The 21,003-nt window shown below is 68.4% G+C and carries 13 protein-coding genes; 3 read left to right on the forward strand and 10 right to left on the reverse strand.

Features of this window, described 5'->3' with window-relative positions:
• Positions 1-10: 10 nt before the first annotated feature.
• Positions 11-1,474 carry an N-acetylglucosamine/diacetylchitobiose ABC transporter substrate-binding protein gene (gene ngcE, locus IE325_RS05015; RefSeq protein ID WP_190068410.1) on the reverse strand — a complete coding sequence of 488 codons (1,464 nt, stop codon included), beginning with the start codon at positions 1,472-1,474 and terminating at the stop codon, positions 11-13.
• A 353-nt stretch (positions 1,475-1,827) separates the two neighbouring features.
• Here ngcE and IE325_RS05020 point away from each other — a divergent pair, with 353 nt between their 5' ends.
• Entirely contained in the window at positions 1,828-5,628 is a 3,801-nt protein-coding gene (locus IE325_RS05020) for a GH92 family glycosyl hydrolase (protein ID WP_190068411.1), read from the forward strand.
• 19 nt (positions 5,629-5,647) lie between these two features.
• Positions 5,648-7,591, forward strand: a complete 1,944-nt coding sequence (locus IE325_RS05025; protein ID WP_190068412.1) for an alpha-glucuronidase — start codon at positions 5,648-5,650, stop codon at positions 7,589-7,591.
• A gap of 19 nt (positions 7,592-7,610) precedes the next feature.
• Here IE325_RS05025 and IE325_RS05030 read toward each other — a convergent pair whose 3' ends face one another.
• From IE325_RS05030 to IE325_RS05055, 6 genes are read right to left on the reverse strand one after another with little or no spacing between them, the layout of a single operon-like run.
• Positions 7,611-8,189 carry a DinB family protein gene (locus IE325_RS05030; protein ID WP_190068413.1) on the reverse strand — a complete coding sequence of 193 codons (579 nt, stop codon included), beginning with the start codon at positions 8,187-8,189 and terminating at the stop codon, positions 7,611-7,613.
• On the reverse strand, positions 8,186-10,225 hold the full coding sequence (locus IE325_RS05035) for a beta-galactosidase (protein ID WP_190068414.1): 2,040 nt from the start codon (positions 10,223-10,225) through the stop codon (positions 8,186-8,188). Before IE325_RS05035 ends, IE325_RS05030 begins: the two co-directional genes overlap by 4 nt.
• Complete coding sequence (locus IE325_RS05040; RefSeq protein ID WP_190068415.1) at positions 10,222-10,908, reverse strand: hypothetical protein; 687 nt, start codon at positions 10,906-10,908, stop codon at positions 10,222-10,224. The genes IE325_RS05035 and IE325_RS05040 overlap by 4 nt, the downstream gene beginning before the upstream one ends.
• Positions 10,905-12,563, reverse strand: a complete 1,659-nt coding sequence (locus tag IE325_RS05045) for an ABC transporter substrate-binding protein (RefSeq protein ID WP_190068416.1) — start codon at positions 12,561-12,563, stop codon at positions 10,905-10,907. The genes IE325_RS05040 and IE325_RS05045 overlap by 4 nt, the downstream gene beginning before the upstream one ends.
• Before the next feature lie 14 nt (positions 12,564-12,577).
• Positions 12,578-13,450, reverse strand: a complete 873-nt coding sequence (locus IE325_RS05050) for a carbohydrate ABC transporter permease (protein ID WP_190068417.1) — start codon at positions 13,448-13,450, stop codon at positions 12,578-12,580.
• A complete protein-coding gene (locus tag IE325_RS05055; protein WP_190068418.1) occupies positions 13,444-14,424 on the reverse strand; it encodes an ABC transporter permease in 981 nt (326 codons plus the stop codon). Before IE325_RS05055 ends, IE325_RS05050 begins: the two co-directional genes overlap by 7 nt.
• A 188-nt stretch (positions 14,425-14,612) precedes the next feature.
• Between IE325_RS05055 and IE325_RS05060 the strand changes: the two genes are divergently transcribed.
• Complete coding sequence (locus IE325_RS05060) at positions 14,613-15,602, forward strand: acetylxylan esterase (RefSeq protein ID WP_190068419.1); 990 nt, start codon at positions 14,613-14,615, stop codon at positions 15,600-15,602.
• A gap of 4 nt (positions 15,603-15,606) precedes the next feature.
• Here the strand turns inward: IE325_RS05060 and IE325_RS05065 are convergent, their stop codons facing one another.
• The 3 genes from IE325_RS05065 to IE325_RS05070 all read right to left on the reverse strand — a co-directional run bounded on the left by IE325_RS05065 (position 15,607) and on the right by IE325_RS05070 (position 21,002).
• Entirely contained in the window at positions 15,607-18,873 is a 3,267-nt protein-coding gene (locus tag IE325_RS05065) for a GH92 family glycosyl hydrolase (protein WP_190068420.1), read from the reverse strand.
• Positions 18,874-19,150: 277 nt separating this feature from the next.
• Positions 19,151-19,453 carry a DUF6087 family protein gene (locus IE325_RS45960; RefSeq protein ID WP_308437619.1) on the reverse strand — a complete coding sequence of 101 codons (303 nt, stop codon included), beginning with the start codon at positions 19,451-19,453 and terminating at the stop codon, positions 19,151-19,153.
• Positions 19,454-19,889: 436 nt separating this feature from the next.
• Positions 19,890-21,002, reverse strand: a complete 1,113-nt coding sequence (locus tag IE325_RS05070) for a lytic polysaccharide monooxygenase auxiliary activity family 9 protein (RefSeq protein WP_229911649.1) — start codon at positions 21,000-21,002, stop codon at positions 19,890-19,892.
• Position 21,003: the final 1 nt, after the last annotated feature.

The following is a 21,003-nucleotide window of genomic DNA, read 5'->3' on the forward strand; positions in this document are numbered from 1 at the left end:
CTCACGGGACCTACTGGTGCTTGTAGTGCTTGATCGACGTGTCTTTCGCGGTCTCGTCGGCGAAAGCCTGGATCTTCTTGATGGTCTCGGCCGGGGTGAGACGTCCGGCCATCATCTCGCCGAGACAGGACACACCGATCTTCTCCTTCTGCAGCTGCACGTACCAGTCCTGCATCCGCGGGTTCACCACGTTCTGGCCGGCCTTCTCCAGCGCCGCCACACCGGACTTGAGGCCCGGGGTGAGGGTGATGCCGTCGGTGCCGCCGTTGTAGGCGGTGAGCGACTTGACCTTGCTGGTGAAGTTCTTGGAGCTGGCCTCGCTCAGCATGATGCGCAGCTGCTCCATGCCGCCCGCGGTGTTCTTCGCCTTGGCCGGGACGATGAAGGGCTCACCGCCGGAGGCCCAGATCGTGCCGAAGGGCATCTTGTCGGAGCTGTCGATGCCCGTCGGCGCGGAGACGGCGAGGTCGAAGTCGGCCGGGATGACCTTCGCCGACTCGTTCTCCACCCAGGAGCCGTTCGGGATGAACAGCGCCTTGCCCTGGGCCCAGGCGGTCTGCGACTGGATGTGGTCCAGGCCCGGGGTGCCCTTGAGGACGTAGCCCTTCTTGTAGAGCTCGTAGTAGGCCTCGAGGCAGGCCTTGACCGCCGGGTGCTTCCAGGCGTTCGGCTCCAGGTTGTCGATGGCGTCGAGGACCTCGACACCGCCGACCTTGCCGATCATCGGGTAGAGCGAGAAGGGCAGGTAGTACGGGTACTTGCCGGCGTACGTCCAGGCGGCCATGCCCTTCTTCTTGGCCTTCTCGCACACGGCGAGCATCTCGTCCCAGGTCTCGGGGTACGTGGCGTCGAGCGAGTCCAGGGCCTTCTGCGAGTACCAGACGCCGTACACCGTGTAGGCGTAGTACATGATCCAGACCGGGTCGCCCTCCAGCTGGCCCATCTCCACGATGCCGGGGCGCAGGGTGTCGCGGACCTTCTTGTTCGGGTCGTCGTACGACGGGGCGTCGAGCAGCGGGGTGAGGTCGGCGAGCTGCTGCTTGCTGGAGAGGATGCCCATGTCCATCTGCTCGGCACCGGAGTTGTCGACCAGATCGGGCGGGGTGCCCTGGTTGAAGCGGGGCTGGAGGGTGGACTGGATCTTCTGGGTGGCGGAGAACTTCACCTTGACGTCGGGGAAGCTCTTCTCATAGATCTTCACGGCGTCCTCGGCGTATTCCTTGCCGAAGCCGCCGTCGAACAGCACGAACTCCATCTGCGCGGTGTCATTGACGCCGAGCGGGTTCTTCGCGGTCTTCTTGCCTTCCTTGGCCTTGTCCCCGTTGTCGCTCCCGCCGCCGCTGGCACAGGCGGAGAGGAAGCTCATCGTGGGGACGGAGATCAGGCCGAGCGCGGCGGACCGCTTGATCAGATCGCGGCGTCCGACGCGCGCGGAGCCGTTGTTCTCGGGATTCTGGGCCGGAGTGGATCCCATGCTCAAGTCCTCGCCTTCTCCAGGACTCAGGCGGTGAACCGGATCCTCCCCGGCACCGCGGTCGGGTCAAGCTGGGTTGTGCAGGAAGTGCGGAATCATGTGAAGTGCCGACAGGTATAGTCCACTTCCCGCCAGCGGAGCAAGATCGAATGCAAGGTTGGCCGGTGGTCTTTTCCGAGTTGAGACCTCACGGAAATATGAGCGGCCTGTGCGAGGCTTGCCCGAAAAATCCGCGACATAAGCCCCGAATGCCACACCCAACACCCTTGACAATACTTGGCACTTGAGCCACAACTGATCCTTGCGCAGCGAAGTTGACAACGTTGTCCCGTGCGCAGGGAGGGTACCGGCTTATGCAGCAGAGAGCTCGGCACAGATGGGGTACGGCGGTCGTGTCGGCGGCCGCCTTTGTTTTGGCCGTGGGCTCGCAGGGCGCGGCGGTCGCCCTGCCCGACGCCCCCGCGGCAGCGGACCGGGAGTTCGCCTCCTCCTTCGAGGCGGGCGACCCGGCACCCGACTGGCTCAACACCGTCGACACCGCCCCGGACGGCACCAAGCGCGCCTCGGGTGTGGACGGCGGCTACAGCAGCGGCATCCCGGGCAATGTGACGGACCATGTCACGGACGTACGGGCGAGCGGGGAGAACACCGGCGGCGGCGAGGTGAAGGAGAACCTCGTCGACGGGGAGCCCAGCAGCAAATGGCTGGTCTTCGCCCCCACCGGATGGGTGGAGTTCGACCTGGACGAACCGGTAAAAATCGCTAAGTACGCGCTCACTTCGGCCAATGACTTCGCCGAGCGCGACCCCCAGGACTGGACCCTCCAGGGCTCCTCGGACGGCAAGGACTGGAAGACGGTCGACACCCGCTCGGGTGAGACCTTCGCCGAGCGGTTCCAGACGAAGACGTACGACCTCGCGGAACCGGCCGAGTACCAGCACTTCCGCCTGGAGGTCACCAAGAACAACGGCGCCGACATCCTGCAACTCTCCGACGTCCAGTTCTCCACGGGCGGCAGCGAGGGCCCGATACCGCAGGACATGCTCTCCCTGGTCGACCGCGGCCCCAGCGGCTCGCCCACCGCGAAGGCGGGCGCCGGCTTCACCGGCAAGCGGGCACTGCGCTACGCCGGGCGGCACACGGCGGACGGACGGGCGTACTCGTACAACAAGGTGTACGACGTCGATGTCGCCGTCGGCCGCGACACCCGCCTCTCCTACCGGATCTTCCCGTCGATGGCCGACGGCGACCGCGACTACGACGCCACGAACGTCTCCGTCGACCTCGCCTTCACCGACGGCACCCACCTCAGCGACCTCGGCGCCACCGACCAGCACGGCTTCCCGCTGTCGCCGCGCGGACAGGGCGACGCCAAGGTGCTGTACGTCAACCAGTGGAACAACGTCGCCTCGCGGATCGGGTCGGTCGCGGCCGGCAAGACCGTCGACCGGATTCTCGTGGCGTACGACTCCCCGAAGGGCCCGGCGAAGTTCCGGGGCTGGCTGGACGACATCGCGCTGAAGTCCGTGGCGCCCGAGAAGCCGAAGGCGCACCTGTCCGACTACGCGCTCACCACCCGAGGCACCCTCTCCAGTGGCGGTTTCTCGCGCGGCAACAACTTCCCGGCGACGGCCGTGCCGCACGGCTTCAACTTCTGGACGCCGGTGACGAACGCGGGCTCGCTGAGCTGGCTGTACGACTACGCCCGCGCGAACAACGACGACAACCTGCCGACGATCCAGGCGTTCAGCGCCAGCCATGAGCCCAGCCCCTGGATGGGTGACCGGCAGACCTTCCAGGTGATGCCGTCGGCCGCGTCCGGCACCCCGGACACCGGGCGCGAGGCGCGCGAGCTGGCCTTCCGGCACGAGAACGAGACCGCGCGGCCGTACTACTACGGGGTGCGGTTCGAGAACGGCCTGAAGGCCGAGATGGCGCCCACAGACCACGCGGCGGTGCTGCGCTTCAGCTACCCGGGTGACGACGCGAGCGTCGTCTTCGACAATGTGACGGACCAGGCGGGGCTCACGCTCGACAAGGAGAGCGGGACCTTCACCGGCTACTCGGACGTGAAGTCCGGCCTGTCGACCGGGGCGACCCGGCTCTTCATCTACGGCGAGTTCGACAAGCCCGTGACCGACGGGGCCTCCAGCGGGGTGAAGGGGCATCTGCGCTTCGACGCCGGCGACGACCGGACCGTCACGCTCCGCCTCGCCACCTCCCTCATCAGCGTCGACCAGGCCAAGGACAACCTCCGCCAGGAAGTCGACGGCGCCTCCTTCGACACGGTGAAGTCACGCGCTCAGCGCCAGTGGGACAAGATCCTCGGCAAGGTCGAGGTGGAGGGCGCGACACAGGACCAGCTGACCACGCTGTACTCCAGCCTGTACCGGCTGTACCTGTACCCCAACTCCGGCTTCGAGAAGGTCGGTTCGAAGTACCAGTACGCGTCGCCGTTCTCGCCGATGCCGAACCCGGACACCCCGACGCACACCGGCGCGAAGATCGTCGACGGCAAGGTGTACGTCAACAACGGCTTCTGGGACACGTACCGGACCACCTGGCCGGCCTACTCGCTCCTCACGCCGAGCCAGGCGGGCGAGATGGTCGACGGCTTCGTCCAGCAGTACAAGGACGGCGGCTGGACCTCCCGCTGGTCCTCCCCCGGCTATGCCGACCTGATGACCGGCACCTCATCGGACGTCGCCTTCGCGGACGCCTACGTCAAGGGCGTCGACTTCGACGCGAAGTCGGCGTACGACGCGGCCGTGAAGAACGCGACCGTCGTCCCCCCGTCGTCCGGCGTGGGCCGCAAGGGCATGGAGACCTCGCCCTTCCTCGGCTACACCAGCACCGAGACGCACGAGGGCCTGTCGTGGGCGCTGGAGGGCTACCTCAACGACTACGGCATCGCGAAGATGAGCCAGGCGCTCTACAAGAAGACCGGCGACAAGCGCTACAAGGAGGAGTCGGCGTACTTCCTGAACCGCGCCCAGGACTATGTGAATCTCTTCGATGAGAAAGCCGGCTTCTTCCAGGGCCGCGACGCAAAGGGCGACTGGCGCGTCGAGTCCTCGAAGTACGACCCGCGCGTGTGGGGCTACGACTACACCGAGACCAATGGGTGGGGGTACGCCTTCACGGCGCCCCAGGACAGCCGGGGCCTCGCCAACCTCTACGGCGGCCGGAGCGGGCTCGGGGACAAGCTGGACGAGTACTTCGCCACCCCGGAGACGGCCTCCCCCGACTTCGTCGGCTCCTACGGCGGCGTCATCCATGAGATGACGGAGGCACGGGACGTCCGGATGGGCATGTACGGCCACTCCAACCAGGTCGCCCATCACGCGAACTACATGTACAACGCAGCCGGTCAGCCCTGGAAGACGCAGAAGAACGTCCGTGAGGTGCTGTCGCGGCTGTACGTCGGCAGCGAGATCGGACAGGGCTACCACGGCGACGAGGACAACGGCGAGCAGTCGGCCTGGTACCTGTTCTCCTCCCTCGGCTTCTATCCGCTGGTGATGGGCAGCGGCGAGTACGCCATCGGCTCGCCCCTGTTCACCAAGGCGACCATCCATCTGGAGAACGGCCGCGAGCTGGTCGTCAAGGCGCCGAAGAACAGCGCCCGCAATGTGTACGTCCAGGGCCTGAAGGTCAACGGCGTCTCCTGGAAGTCGACTTCACTCCCCCACTCGCTGATCGCGAAGGGCGGGGTCCTGGAGTTCGACATGGGCTCGAAGCCGTCGTCCTGGGGCACCGGCAAGAACGCCGCGCCCGTGTCCATCACCCAGGACGACAAGGTGCCGACGCCTCGGACGGACGTGCTGAAGGGCGACGGCGCGCTGTTCGACAACACCTCGGCGACGGAGGCGGCTGTCACCTCGGTGGACCTGCCGGTGTCCGAGGGCGCCAAGGCCGTGCAGTACACGCTGACGTCACCGGCCGACCGCACAAAGGCGCCGACCGGCTGGAAGCTCCAGGCGTCGAAGGACGACGGGGCGACCTGGCGGACTCTGGACGCGCGCTCCGGGCAGTCCTTCGCATGGGACCGCCAGACACGGGCGTTCTCCGTGGGGTCACCGGGTACGTACGGGAAGTACCGCCTGGTGTTCGACGGCGAGGCGGTGGTTTCGGAGGTCGAACTGCTCGGCTGAACAAGGGAGTTGGGGTCTCATGCAGGGTGTCGATCCGGCTTGGCTGCCGGACAGGGCGTTCCGGCCGATCGGCACCCGGCGGACCTTGATCCGTGGCACGGGTCCACTGGTGGACACCGTGCACGGCGAAGTGGCAAGAGCCTGTGAGCAGTTCGGGGGCCGCGTCGAGCGCGACGCGGCCCCCGAGCCGTTCGACCTCGTACTGGAGCTGACCGGCGACGACTCCTCGGAGGCCTTCACCTACGAGCGGGAGGGCGGTCGTACGACGGTGACGGCGTCCGGCGGACCCGGCCTGCTGTACGGCCTCTTCCACGTCGTACGGCTCGGAGAGGCGGCGTTCCAGGGCTCGCACGGGCGTGTGGAGCACCGGCCCGAGCTTGCGCTGCGCATGCTCGACCACTGGGACAACGTGGCCGTGCACCCGGTGATGGGGCAGGTGGAGCGCGGATACGCCGGCGGATCGCTGTTCTGGTCGGACGGCCGGGCGCGCGGCGACATGGACCGGATCCGGGCGTACGGCAGGCTGCTCGCCGCCTGTGGGATCAATGCCGTGGCCGTGAACAACGTCAATGTGCACGAGGCCGAGGCCCACCTGCTGACCGACCGGATCGGTGAGGTCGCCGACATCGCAAGGGAGTTGCGGCCGTACGGCATCCGGGTCCATCTGTCGGTGACCTTCGCGGCGCCCATGGTCCTTGGCGGGCTGGCGACGGCCGATCCGCTGGACGAGGGCGTGCGCGGCTGGTGGGCGGAGACGACCTCACGCGTGTACGAGGCCATCCCCGACTTCGGCGGGTATGTCGTCAAGGCCGACTCCGAGGGACAGCCGGGGCCGTTCGCGTACGGCCGGAGTCACGCGGACGGCGCGAACGTGCTGGCCGCGGCGCTGGAGCCGTTCGATGGCACGGTGCATTGGCGGGCGTTCGTGTACGACCATCGCCAGGACTGGCGGGACCGGACGACGGACCGGGCGCGGGCCGCGTACGACCATTTCGTGCCGCTGGACGGGCAGTTCGCGGCCAATGCCGTGCTCCAGGTGAAGCACGGGCCCATGGACTTCCAGGTACGGGAGCCGGTCTCGCCGCTCATCGGTGCCATGCCGCGCACCCGGCTCGCGGTGGAGATGCAGGCCACGCAGGAGTACACCGGGCAGCAGCGGCACGTGTGCTGGCTGGGACCGATGTGGAGCGAGGTGCTGCGGTTCCGGCCGGAAGAGGGCGCGTCCGTGGGGCAGTTGGCGCGTGGCGGGCTCGTCGCCGTGTCGAACGTCGGCGACGACCCGTTCTGGACCGGGCATCCGCTGGCCCAGGCGAACCTGTACACCTTCGGGCGGCTCGCCTGGCAGCCGGACGCGGTTCCGGGGCGCATCCTCGACGAATGGATCGGGCTCACCTTCGAGGCCGACGCGGCGGCCGGGGTGCGCGTGGTGCTCGACGGTTCATGGCGGACGTACGAGAAGTACACGGCACCGCTCGGGGTCGGCTGGATGGTGCAGCCCGGCCACCACTACGGGCCGAGCGTGGACGGCTACGAGTACAGCCCCTGGGGCACCTACCACTTCGCCGACCGCGACGGCATCGGCGTCGACCGGACCGTGGCGACCGGCACCGGATACGCCGGCCAGTACGCCAAGCCATGGTCCGAGGTGTATGAATCACCCACCTCCTGCCCCGACGAGCTGCTGCTGTTCTTCCACCACGTGTTGTACGACCACGTCCTCCACAGCGGGAAGACGGTGATCCAGCACATGTACGACACGCACTTCGAGGGCGTGGAGGAGGTGGAGGCGGCTCAGCGGGTGTGGCAGGGGCTGGCGGGCCTCGTGGCCCCGGCGCGCCACGCGCGGGTCGCCGAGCGCTACGAGGAGCAGCTCCGCAGTGCCCGCGAATGGCGCGATCAGATCAACAGCTACTTTCTGCGCAAGTCGGGTGTGGCCGACGCACATGGGCGCCGCATCCACTGAAGCTCGCAGCCACGGGGCCTCACGGGGTCCACGTAGGTTGCGGTACGGCTCCGTCCTGCCAGCGGTAGAGGTCGCGCAGCAGGGAAATCTCGGCGCCGTGATGGATCAGTTCCCTGTTGACGTGCAGGACCCTGTTCTCCATGGGAAACCGCTCGGGACCCACCGTGGGCGGATTCTCCAGGTCGGCGTCCGAGAGTGCGCGGACCCCCGCGTTCCATGTCCCATACATCTCATCGAGCTGTTTCAGCGCCTCGTCAGCCGTCCCCGCGTAGGCGAATGTCTCGGAGTCGACGTCCTGGCCGCCGAAGTACCATCCGACCCGATAGCCCAGGCACGAGACGATGATGTGCGCCAGCCGCCAGGCAACCGTGGTCACGGGTGCCGGCGCCGGCACCGTGTCGGGGGACGCGGAGTCCATCGTCCACTCCCCCGAACCTGCCGACATCGGTGCGCCCGACATGCCACGTGGGCGGATGCTCCAGCAGCCGGGCACCGGCTCCCAGAAGTACTCCTCATCGGTAAGACCCTCCAGCCGCGGCCGCAGGTTCTTGCGCCAGTACCAGTCCAACTGCTCCGCGAGCCGCTCGCTTCTTGTCATTTCCGCACACTACAAACAACGGAGACCTGAATCCGGAGGATGGCTGTGCCCATCGGGTCGAGGTCCAGGGGTTCCCCCTCCTCGATCCGCTTTCCGGTGAGCAGGTCGGTGGCGGTGGTGTGGGCGGTCAGGTGGGCCGGGTCGGGGGCGTGGTTGAGGAGGAAGAGGAGGCGGGTGCCGTCGGGGGCGACGCGGGTCGCGGTCTCGACGGTCGGGTGGTCGGCGTAGGGGCCGATCAGGTCGTGGCGGGCCAGGATGCGGCGGATGATCCGGTCGACGCCGGGCTGGTCGAGGGCGGTGGCGACGTACCAGCCCTCGCCGTCGCCGTACTCGTGCCGGGTCACGGCCGGGGTGCCCGCGTAGAAGTCGGTGCCGTAGGTGGCGACGGTCTCGGCGCCGCGCGGCTGCACGATCTCGAAGACAAGGCGGGCCTCCGAGTCCAGCTCCGGGACGGGCTGGGCGAACTCCGGCTGCCGGGCGTCCCATTCGTCGACGCGGACGCCCATGAGCGGGGCCAGCGGACCGGGGACGTCGGTGAGAAAGGCTCGGTCGTGTTCGTCCACACGGCCGGAGAGGAAGGTCGTCAGGACCGTGCCGCCGCGTGCTGCCACGGCCTCCAGGCGCTGCGCCAGGTCCCCCTTGACCATGTGCAGGACCGGCGCGAGGACCACGTCGTACGCCGTGAGGTCGGCCGTGACCGGAACGACGTCCACGTCGGCGCCGGCCTCGCGGGCGGCCCGGTAGTAGGCGTGGACCACTTCCTGGTACTTGACCAGCCGGGACGGGCCATCGGAGATCTCCAGGGCCCACCAGCTGTCCCAGTCGAAGAGGAGGGCGGTGCGGGCGGGAGTGCGGGCGCCGAGGGTCGCGTCGCCGAGGGTCTCCAATTCCCGCCCCAGATCGGCCACTTCACCAAACACCCGGGTGTCGTCACGACCGGCATGGCCGATCACCGCGCCGTGGTACTTCTCGCAGGCGCCGCGCGAGGCACGCATCTGGAAGTACAGGGCTGCGTCGGCGCCATGGGCGATGGCCTGGAAGGTGGCGAGCCTCAACTCCCCCGGTCTGCGCAGGGGGTTGACGTCGCGGCAGGCCGTCGTGGACGGGGTCTGTTCCATCAGCCAGAAGGGGGCGCCGTCCTTGAGGCCGCGCATCAGGTCGTGGGCGAGGGCGGGCCAGGTGGGCGGGGCGTCGAGGGGCGGGTAGCTGTCCCAGGAGGCGAAGTCGAGGTGGGGCGCCCAGCGGTGGTAGTCGAGGGGGCGAAACATGCCCATGAAATTGGTGGTGACGGGCGTGTCCTGGTCATGGGCGCGGATCACCTCCTTCTCGGCGAGGAAGCAGCCGAGGAGGGCGTCGGTGGTGAAGCGGAGGTAGTCGAGCGTGATGCCCTGGAAGGCGGTGTGGTCGGGGCCCCGCCAGTGCTCGGTGAGGGCGTTCGGCGGCTCGATCTCGGCGAAGTCGGTGTAGCGGTGGGACCAGAAGGTCGTCCACCAGGCGTCGTTGAGAGCGTCGAGGCCGCCGTACCGGTCCCGGAGCCACTCCCGGAAAGCCTCGGCGCACAGGTCGCAGTAACAGGCTCCGCCGTACTCGTTGTTGATGTGCCAGGCGAGCAGCGCCGGATGGTCCGCGTAGCGCTCGGCGAGCCGGGCCGCCATCGCCGTGGCGTGGTCGCGGTACGCCGGTGAGCTGGGGCAGAAGTTGTGGCGCTGGCCGTAGCGGTGGCGACGGCCCTCGAAGTCGGTGCGGGTGACGTCCGGGTGCCGTTTCGCGAGCCAGGGCGGGAGGGCGGCCGTACCGGTGGCCAGGCAGATCTGGCGCCCCTCAGCGGCGGCTCGGTCCAGGATGCGGTCCAGGACCGTGAAGTCGTAGGTGTCGGGGGCGGGTTGGGTCAGGGACCAGGAGAAGACGCCGACGGTGAGGGTGTCGATTCCGGCCCGCGTGAACAGCCGGTGGTCCTCGTCCCAGGTGTCCTCCGGCCACTGCTCGGGGTTGTAGTCGCCGCCGTACGGGATCTTCGGGGTGCGCGGCGCGCTCATGCCGTGAAGTCCTCCTGGGTCTCGGCGATCACCGGGCGGCCGCTGTGCAGCAGGGAGAGCAGCAGTGGGGCGGCCAGCAGGGCGGGCAGGGCCTCGGTCAGCAGGGCGGTCGACGCGGCCACCAGCACCAGCAGGGAGGCGGCGCCGAGGGTGGCGCGGGTGTGCCGGAAGAGGAAGTAGCCGGCTAGGCGGGCGGTGTCGCGGGCGCGGAAGGTGAAGAGGGAGGTGAGGAGCAGGGCGTGTGCGCCCCAGAGGAGGGAGGCGGCGCCGATCGCGGCGAGCAGCAGGGCCCACCAGGCGGGCAGGCCGGTGGCGGAGAAATGGGTCAGGGTGAAGGCGATGACCGTCAGCCAGGCGAGCAGCGGGGTCCAGAGCTTCAGGGCCGGGAGGGCGTTGAGCCGCCAGCCGCGCGCGTAGGCGCGGGCCGGGTGGAGGTCGGTGAGGTCGGCGGTGCGGTGGTGGAGGGCGTAGAGCGCGGCGGACAGGGCCGGTCCGAGGGGCAGGAGGCATACGGCGGCCAGGGGCAGGTTGGCCGGGTCGGGGGCGAGGAGGAGCAGGCCGGCCAGGCCGGGTGAGGCGGCCAGGAGCAGCAGGGCCTCGATGGTGACCAGGGTGTGGATCAGGGCGGCGGCGCGGGAGAGGGGGCCTGCGCCGAAGCCGGCCGTGGGGGCGCCGCTGCTCACCCCTTCTCCTGCTTGAAGCGGTCGTACGCCTTGTTGTGCAGGTCGATGAGCTGGTCCATGTTCTTGGCCTTCAGTTCGGTGACGAAGGCGTCCCACTCGGACATCGGGCGCTTGCCGAGGACGAATTTGAGGGTGTTCTGGATGGTGTGGTCCTTGAGCGGGGTGTCCCAGAGGGTGGCCTGTTCCTGCTCCATGGACTGGAGGGGGTGGGCGGGGTCGACGGGGAGCTGTTCACGCTGGGCCATGGCGTCCTGGAACTTCTTCTCGTCCGGGCTGAAGTTGGAGGAGACCAGGGCCCAGCTGCCGCCGTAGGTGAAGACGCCGTTGAAGAAGCCGTAGTCCTTCTGGAGGTCCTTCGGGGCGTCCGGGTCGGAGCCCATGAGGGAGATGCCGGGCTTCAGCTTGTAGGTGTCGCCGGACTGGGTGTAGGTGACGCCCTGGACGCCCCATTTGCAGAGCTTCTGGCCCTCGTCGGAGTACCAGAGCCAGTCCACGAACTGCATCATCGCGACGAAGGAGTCGCTCTTGAGGGCCTTGCTGGAAATCATGACGCCGTTCTCCAGCCGGATTCCGCCGAGAACGACGGGGCCCGCCGGGCCGAGCGGCACCGGCACCATGTCGATTTCGGCACCCTTGACCTGCTTCTGCAGGTTGAAGCGGTAGTTCTGGACCAGTTCCTGCGGATTGGCGCTGATGACGTAGGACTTCTCGGCGAGCAGCTTCTGCAGCGCCTGGTCGTCCTGCTGGGTGAAGCTCTCCGGGTCGAGCAGTTTCTCGGCGACGATCTTTCTCAGGTATTCGACCATCTGGCGGTAACCGTCAAGGGTGGCCGTGAAGACGAACTTCCCCGCCTTCGTGTCGAAGCTGATGTTGTCGTACGTCCAGCCCGCCTTCACCCCGTACGCCTGCCCGAGATAGCTGAACAACGCGCCGCACGGGAAAGGGGTGTTGGTGCTCCAGCGGTCCGTCCAGGGGTATTTGTTCGGGTACTCGGCCTTGAGTGCCTTCAGTACGTCGTACACCTCGTCCCAGGTGGTGGGCAGGGTGAGGCCGAGCTTGTCGAGGACGTCCGTGCGGAAGGACAGCGAGTAGTAGGGCTTGGGCTTCTCGTGGAGGCCGGGCAGCAGGTAGTACTTGCCGTCGGACTGGCGGATGGAGTCGAGCTCGGGCTCAAGCCGCCATCTCTTCACCTTGTCCTGGTAGTTGGGCATGAGGTGGACGTAGTCGCTGACCGGGAGGATCGCGCCGGACGACACGAAGGCGACCTCGGAGGGGTGATACGTCTTGGGGATCAGGAAGGGGGCGTCGCCCGCTCCGATGAGGACGCTGCGCTTCTTCTCGTAGTCGACGAGGGGTACGTCGACGGGCTTGAGGGTGATTCCGGTGCGCTTGGTGACCTCCTTCCAGAACAGCCAGTCGGCCTTCATCGGATAGACCGGGTTGTTGTTGTGCAGCAGCGAGAGGGAGAGCGGCTTCGCGGCCTTGAACTGCTGACCCGCGCGGTACTCCTTCATCGCGCCGTTCTGTTTCTTCGACAGGTCCTTGGAATCGCCGCCGTCATCGCCGCTGCCGCAGCCGGTGAGGGTGGCGAGACCGATGAATCCGGCGGCGGAGAGTATCTGGCGGCGCGACAGTTGTCCTGGGTTCTTCTTCATGCATAGCTCCCTTGTCAACCCTTGACGGCGCCGAGCATCACGCCGGAGACGAAGTAGCGCTGGACGAACGGGTACACGCAGAGGATCGGCAGCGCGGTCAGCACGATCGTGACCGCCTGGATATTCGCCCCGACCTGGCTGAGCTGCTCCGTGGCGGCACCGGCGTTGGAGCCGCCGGTGGCGCCCGCGATGAGATTGCGCAGATAGACGGTGACCGGCATCAGATCCGAGGAGTCCATATAGAGAAACGCGCTGAACCAGGAATTCCAGAACGACACCGAGTAGAAGAGCACCATCGTCGCGACGACCGCTTTGGACAGCGGCAGCACGATCCTCAGCAGGATGCCGTAGGTGCTGAGCCCGTCGATCTGCGCGGCCTCCTCCAGCTCGGTGGGCAGGCTCTCGAAGAACGCCTTCATGACCAGGAGGTTGAACACACTGATCGCATTGGGGAGGGCGATCGCCCACACACTGTTCTTCAGTCCGAGGCTGGTGATCAGCACATAGTTCGGGATCAGGCCGCCGGTGAAGAACATGGTGAACACGGCGATGCCGACCAGTGCCCCACGCCCCCTGAGCTGCTTCTTCGACAGGACGTAGGCGTAGCAGGTCGTCAGCACCATGGCGACGGCGGTGGCGACGACCGTGTAGAGCACGGTGTTGCCGTAGTTGCGCCAGAACATGTGGTCCCGGAACACGATCTGGTACGTGGTGAGGTTGAACCCCTTGGGCCACAGGGTCACTTCACCGGCCCGTATCTGCCGTTCCCCGCTGAAGGACCGCGCGACGATATTGAGGAAGGGGTACAGGGTGACGATCACGACGAGGGTGAGGATCACCCCGTTGACGCCCTGGAAGACACGGTGGGCACGGCTCGGCTTCACCACAGGCTGGTCCCCACTGTGCGGCGCGAGAGCTGGTTGGCGGACGTGATCAGGACCAGCCCGATGATCGCCTCGAACAGGCCGATGGCGGCGGCGTAGCTGAAGCTGTTGGACTCGACACCGGTGCGGTAGACGTACGTCGAGATCACGTCGGAGGTCTGATAGGTCAGCGGGTTGTACAGCAGCAGGACCTTCTCGAAGCCGACGGCGAGGAAGGTGCCGACGTTGAGGATCAGCAGCGTGATCATCGTGGGCCGGATGCCGGGCAACGTGACATGCCAGATCTGCTGCCAGCGGTTGGCGCCGTCGATGCGGGCGGCCTCGTACAGGTCCTCGTCGATGGTGGTGAGGGCGGCGAGGTAGAGGATCGTGCCCCAGCCCGCGGTCTGCCAGATCTCCGAGCCGACATAGAGGGTGCGGAACCACTCGGGTTCCTGGATGAACCGGATCGGGTCGTGCCCGAACCAGCCGAGGACATGGTTGACCGGGCCGTCCGCGGCGAGCATCTGCATGGTGATGCCGGCGACGATCACGATCGACAGGAAGTGCGGCAGATACGACACCGACTGGACGAACCGTTTCAGCGAGCGTCGGCGCACCTCGTTCAGCAGCAGCGCCAGCACGATCGGGATCGGGAAGCAGAAGACGAGGGTGAGTCCGCCGAGCCACAGGGTGTTGCGGAAGACCTGCCAGAAGGTCGGGTCGCTGAGGAACATCTCCACATAGCGCAGCCCCACCCAGTCCTCGCCGAAGATCGAGCCGCCCGGTTCGAAGCGCCGGAATGCGATCACATTGCCGAGCATCGGCAGATAGCGGAAGACCAGGAAGAACAGCAGCGGCAGCACGGCGAGCGAGTACAACTGCCAGTCCTTGCGCAGCGCCCGCCGCCAGCCGGTGCGCGCGGGGCGGGGTGGAGCCTTCGTCGGCGGCCGCTCCTGGGTGCCGGGCGGTGGAGCCGACGTGGTGGAGGTGCTCATGCAGGGGCCTCCCGGTGGTGGCACCGAAAGTTTCGGAGTCGTACCGGCAACTTTGCGGCGAGGTTAGGGGCGGGTGTAATGGCTGTCAATGGGACTGACAGGGAAGGTGAGTTGAGGAGGCGAACGCCAGGGCGAGCCCAAGACCGCGAAACATTCTGATATTCAGGCGCAACAATCGGAGGTCATCGTTGCCCGCATTCGACCTGCCGCCGGACGAGCTGGAGCGCTACCGTCCGGAGCTCCAGGAGCCCGCGGATTTCGACGAGTTCTGGCACGACACCCTCAAGCAGGCGGCCCAGCCGGAGGTGTTGGTGTCGGCGCGGCCCGTGGCGACCGGGCTGCGGCTGACCGAGACCTGGGACGTGGCATTCCGGGGCTTCGGCGGCGACCCGGTGAGGGCCTGGTTCAGCAGACCGGCCGGGGTGCGCGAGGCCCTGCCCGCCGTCGTGGAGTACGCCGGCTACGGCCGGGGCCGCGGCCTCCCCCATGAGCGGCTGACCTGGGTGAACGCCGGGTACGCCCATCTACTGATGGACAACAGGGGCCAGGGCGACCAGTACGGCAACGGCGGCGCGACCCCGGACCCGCACGCCACGGCACCGGGCGGCCCGGGCCCCGCGGTACGCGGTCTGCTCTCCCCGCGGGACCACCACCACCGCCGGCTGATCACCGACGCGGTGCGGGCGGTCGAGGCGGTGCGCACGCTCCCTGGCGTGGACGGCACCCGGATCGCGGCGGTCGGCAACAGCCAGGGCGGCGGGCTCGCCCTGGCCGTCGCGGGACTCGTCCCCGACCTGGCGGCGGTTCTGGTCACCGCCCCGTTCCTGTGCGGCATCCGGCGCGCGCTCGACCTCACCGACGCCTCGCCCTACGGCGAGATCACCGCGTACCTCTCCGTGCACCGGGGCACCGAGCGGGCGGCCTACGACACGCTCGCCCATCTGGAGGGGATCTCCTTCGCCCGGCGGGCCCATGCCCCGGCCCACTTCGGCATCGGCCTGCGGGACACGGTGTGCCCGCCGAGCGGGGCGTACGGCGCCTTCAACCGCTATGCGGAACTGTCGGGCGCCGGCCCGCGCAAGGAGATCCACCCCTATCCGTTCAACGGCCACGAGGGCGGCGACGCGGTGCATGTACGCCGCCAACTCGACTGGGCGGCCGAGGTGTTGGGCCTCTGAGGGCTCAGCCGAAGGCCAGGGTGAACACGTGCAGATCGCCGTCGTCCGGCAGCTTCACGCGGGCGATGGTCTTGCCGTCGGGTGCCGTGAAGGCTTTGGTGGCGAAGACGTACGTGTCGACCGGATCCCGATCCGCACCCGCGACATTCCGGTACGCGGCGCGGGCGACCACCTCGTTGCCGTACTGGACGCTGCCCGCGCCCCCGCCGACGGTCCAGTCGGTGAAGGCGAGATCGACGGTGTCGGTGCTGCCGTCGGTGTAGATGACGGTGGCCTTGGACTGCTGATTGCCGTTGACACCACTGCCGAGGAAGGACAACTGCCGTGCAGGACCGGCGAGTTCGATGGTCTGGCCCGCCGCCGAGACATTGTCCGGGCGGCCGCTCGGCGAGTCCGGCCAGGTGAAGCCGAGGCCCCCCACCGTGCCGTCCTTGCCCGGCGTCAGACCGGCGTCGGCGAGGGCCTGCCGCGAGTAGCTCCAGCCGCCCCCGTCGAAGTCGGCCTCGTCATGGTCACCGGCGTCGTCGGAGACGCCGGTGCTGTTGTAGGCGGCGAGAAGGGTGCCAGGCGCCGCGACGGTGAGGGAGACGGGCTGCGCATACGAACTGTCGCCGGAGGTCACGGTGACCTCGACGTCGTAGAAGCCCTGTTCCATACCCTCGTCCGAACTCAGGGTGATCTCCTGCGAGCCGTCAGCCACGGTGCCCTCGGCGGGCGTCGCGGTGATCCCGTCGGGTGTGTCGACCCGGAAGCGCACCTCGGGGCCCGCTCCCCCGCTCATCGCCAGGGCACGGATGCCGACCTGGGCGCTCCCGCCGGGCGGCACGGTCGCCGTGGTCGGGCCGACGCCGATCTGGTACGGCTGCTCCCCCGCACGGAAAGAGGGCGGCGCCTCGGACGCTCCCCAGGCGGGGTCGGGCGTACCGGAGAGGGTGTAGTCGAGTCGGCCGCCGTCACGCACGAGGGACGCCGGAAGCCAAGGACGGTCGCTGGTGCGGCCGTTGACGGTCAGGGAGTGGATGTACGGGGCGTCGGCGGCGGCACCCCGCGCACGCACCGAGATGTCGGCGCCGCCCGGCCGGTCGATCTCGATGCGCGGGAACAGCGGCGAGGCGAGGACCAGTTCGGCACGGGACGGGACCTGCGGATACATACCGAGCGCGGAGAAGACGTACCAGGACGACATGGCGCCGAGGTCGTCATTGCCGGGAATACCACCTGGCTCGGTCGACCACAGGACACGCATGGCCGCCCGGACGGTCTCCTGTGTCTTATGTGGGGCGCCCACATAGTCGTAGAGATAAGGCACATTGATGGAGGGTTCGTTGTCCAGCTCGGACTTGTCGCCGCCGCTGCCGGTGAAGGCCCAGTTGCCATCGGCGTCGTGGAAGAAGGCGTCGAGTCGCTTCTCGGCCGCGTCACGACCGCCCATCGCGGCGAAGAGCCCGGCAGGATTGTGCTGGACCATCCAGGTGTACTGGGCCGCCGTACCCTCCACGAACCCGTTGCCCGTGGCGGGGGTGAAGCCAGTGACCCAGCTGCCGTCGGCCTTGCGGTTGGCGATGTAGCCGCCGGCGGGGGTGGCGGCGATGTTGAAGTTGTTCTGCCACCACTGGGAGCGACCGGCGAAGGCGGCCGCCGTGTCCTTCTGCCCCGCCGCACCGGCGAGCTGGGTGAGGGCGAAGTCCGCGCCGGACATCTCCAGGGTCTCGGCGGCACCGCCCCAGGCGTTCGACACGGACGGCATGTAGTGGTGCTTCAAGTACTTGTCCAGGGAGGGCCGTTGACCGACGGACAGCACGGGCTTCCCGGCCGGGGAGAGGTCCTTGTCGGTCGGGACGGTCGCCGCCTCGACCAGCGACTTCAGCGCCCCGCGCAGATCGAAGTCCGTGCCGCCGAAGGCGCGGATGCCGGCCAGGGCGATGGGTGACGGGTCGCCGTTCATGACATGGGTGCCGCCCGCGCCGTGCAGCCAGCGGTCCCAGACACCGCCGTTCTGCTCCGCGAGCTCGTACAAGGACTGGGCGATGTCCGAGCCGACGCGCGGATCGAGAAGCGTGAGCAGCTGGACCTGGTTCCGGTAGACGTCCCAGCCGGAGAAGGTGCCGTACTGGGCCCGATGGCCGCGACGGACGGCGTGGACCCGGCCGTCCGAACCCCGGTATCTGCGGTCGACGTCACTGATGACGTTCGGGTGGAGCAGGGCGTGGTACAGCGCGGTGTAGAAGGTGGTGCGCTCGGCGTCGGTGCCGCCGCCGACCCGGATCGCGGCGAGGCGCTCGCGCCAGGCACGACGGGCGGCGTCCGCCACGGCGTCGAAGGAGCGGTGCGGCGGATTCTCCACGGCGAGGTTGGCCTCGGCACCGGCCTGACTGACGTACGAGATACCGACCTTGACGTTCACCGGCCCGGTACCGGGCGCGAACTCGACGTACCCACCGGCGCCCTTACCGGCGACGGGCCGCCCACCGTTCGCGAACCCACCCGTACCGCCGCTCCCGGCCGTGGATCCCGGGTCGAGCCGCTCGTCCTTCCACGTACCCGTGGCCTTGAAGGCACGGTCGAAGTGGGCGCTGAAGTGGACGGTGTAGTAGTCCCGCTGCCCCTCCGGGTCGAGGTATCCGCAGAAGTTCCCGGAGGTGACGGACCCGGAGATGGTCCGGGTCGCCGGATCGATGCGTACGTCTGAATCGGTGGCCCCCACCTCGGAGTTGGCGGTCCGCACGAGCATCGAAGCGGGTTTGCCGTCCGGGAAGGTGAAGCGCGCCGAGCCGGTACGGGCGGTGGCAGTGAGGTCGGCGGTCACACCGGACGCGAGACGGACCCGGTAACGGCCGGGCTCGGCGGTCTCGTCGGCGTGGCTGAAGTCGGAGGCGAAGATGGCGTCCTTGGTGTCACTCGCGGGCGACGAGGTGACCTCACCGGCGTACGGGAACAACGGGATGTCACCACTGCCGCCCGCGCACCCGGTGCCCGACATATGGGTGAGGCTGAAGCCCCGGATGCGGGTGGCGTCGTAGTGATAACCGCCGGGCGCGGCGGTGCGGGTCGCGTCGCCGCGGGTGTTCTCGGGGCTGAAGGACAGCATGCCGAACGGCGTGACCGCGCCGGGGAAGACATTGCCGCCGTTCTTCGTGCCGATGAGCGGATCCACGTACGAGGTCGGGTCCTCGACCAGGTCCGGGGGTGCCGTCGGCGCCGCGAGGGCGGGGGTGGCGCCACCGACCGCGAGTACGGCGGCGAGCAGCAGGGACGTAGGACGGAAACGCATGACGCGGCCCCTCCTCCTTCGGACGGGTCGCGCACCACAGGTCGCACAAGCCGCAGGGACAGTAGCGTGTGCCAGCGGTACCACGGAAGGGTGCGGGTCGGGGTGGGGCGCGGGGGGTGGTCACCTGGATGGGGCAGCGGATCACGCCGGACCAGCGGGCCCGGCCGAAGCCCATTTGGCCCCCAACTAGCTTGACATCGTTGTCCGTTGAGGCGGTAGAGTCATCCGGCAGACCACAAGACAACGTTGTCGCCGCACGACACCTCGCACAAGCCACTCACCAACCGGACGGTCCCACTTCCCCCCCTCGGGCCCGTTCGGCTCGCGGACCCGGTGGCCGACAGCTCACGGCCATCGGGTCCGCCCCGAGCCGGGGGCCGACCGGTGAGGGAGCTGCTGACCGAACTGGTCCCACTTCGGGCTGAGGGCGATCTCCAGGAGCTGCGCGATCGTCAGATGGAGCGAGGGGGACGGCGCGACGGGTGCCGGTGATCTGCCGTTCGGCGGCCCGGCGCCGGTCCCGTCTCGCCGCCCATTCCTCAAGCGGCTCGTCCTCGGGTCCCACGGTGCGCCTCCTCACGGGCCGCCGTCTGCGGTACCGGCCGGCCCCACACCGTAGCGCCGGAGCAGTCGACGGCGAGCCCGTACCGCTCGGCAGAGGGACGTTCGTGAACCTCCCACCAGCGGTGAGCAGCCTCTACCTCGTGCCACGGACGCCGGGCGCCATGCTGATAGATGGTGGCAGGTCCGTCGTCGGGCCAGCGGGCTGCGGCCCAGGACCGGTGACGCAAGCTGTACCATCAGGCAGCCCGGATGCCGTCCGGCTCCCGGTAGGCGGTGTGGGCGCAGTCCGGCACGGCCAGGCCAAGGCTCAGGGCTACGAGAACGCCCCGGTTGGCCGGCGGATCTCTGGACTGGCTGCGCGCGGCCCTCGGGAAGAGGCAGGGCTGAGGTCGGTCCCCGGTGGCCAGAGGGAGACTGGAGACCTGACCACCGGGTGCAATCGCAGGGGTCGTTCAGCCGACCCGGCAAGGCAGCGTCGTCGTACTGTCCCCGTCGGCGCCGGACACCACATACCCGAACGTCGCGCTCTCCCCCGGATCCAGGGAGCCGTTCCAGTCGGCGTTGTGGACCATCACGTCCTGGCCGGTGTAGGTCGCGTTGCCGCTCCAGAGGCTCTCGACCTTCTGGCCGGTGGGGAGGGTCCAGTCGACCATCCAGCCGAGCATCGGGACGTTGCCGCTGTTGGTGACGGTCACCTCGGACTGGTAGCCGCCGGACCAGGTGCCGGTCGTGCGGCGGGTGGCGGAGCATTCGCCGGGGACCGGGTCGGTCGGGTTGCCCGGCTCCTTGACGCCGGTCACCTCGCCGTTGCCGCCGTCGAAGACGACGTCGGAGCAGGAGTAGAAGGTCTCGGCGCTGTCCGAGCGCTGCCAGACCATGTAGATGATGTGGCGGCCCGACTTGTTCGCCGGGAGCTGTCCGCTCCAGGAGTAGTTGGCCTCGACCGTGCCCGGGGAGCCGTTGAGGGGCGGGTGGTCGACCGAGAGGAAGGGCCGCTCCTCCATGTCGTCCCAGGTGAGGGTCTGGGTCGGGTCGAAGCCGTCCTTGGTGATGTAGACGTAGAACCAACCCGGGTGTGCCGCCCAGGCGTTGTAGGAGAAGTCGACGGTCGCACCCGAGGTGAGGTGGGTGAGCGGCCAGTCCTTGCTGGGCGTGTTGAAGCCGGTGAAGTTGGTGTTGCCGCCGCTGCACAGCTCGCCGTCGGGCACGAAGCCGCGGGTGCGGCCGGCACCGTCGGAGCGCAGCACCGAGAACCAGTTGTAGAACGGCGTGGTGCCGCTGACCTGTTGGGCCGTTCTGCAGGCCGGGTTGACGGGCTTGATCTCACCGGTGTCGGTCAGACCGTCCTGCCAGCAGAGGAAGGTGCGGCTGCCCGGCTTCATGGGGGTGCCGTGGGCCTCCGCCCTGCCTCCGGTGGTCATGACGAGGGCGACCGCCGGGATGGTGGCGAGTAGGGAGATCAGGACCAGGAAGAGGGCTCCTGAGCGAGTGGGGAGGGTGGAGAGGGTTAATCGGCGGCGTAAAGGCGTGGGGGCGCCGTCCGAGCGCGTCTTTGTCAGGATCATG

This window comes from Streptomyces lanatus, assembly GCF_014655715.1.
GTDB lineage: Bacteria > Actinomycetota > Actinomycetes > Streptomycetales > Streptomycetaceae > Streptomyces > Streptomyces lanatus.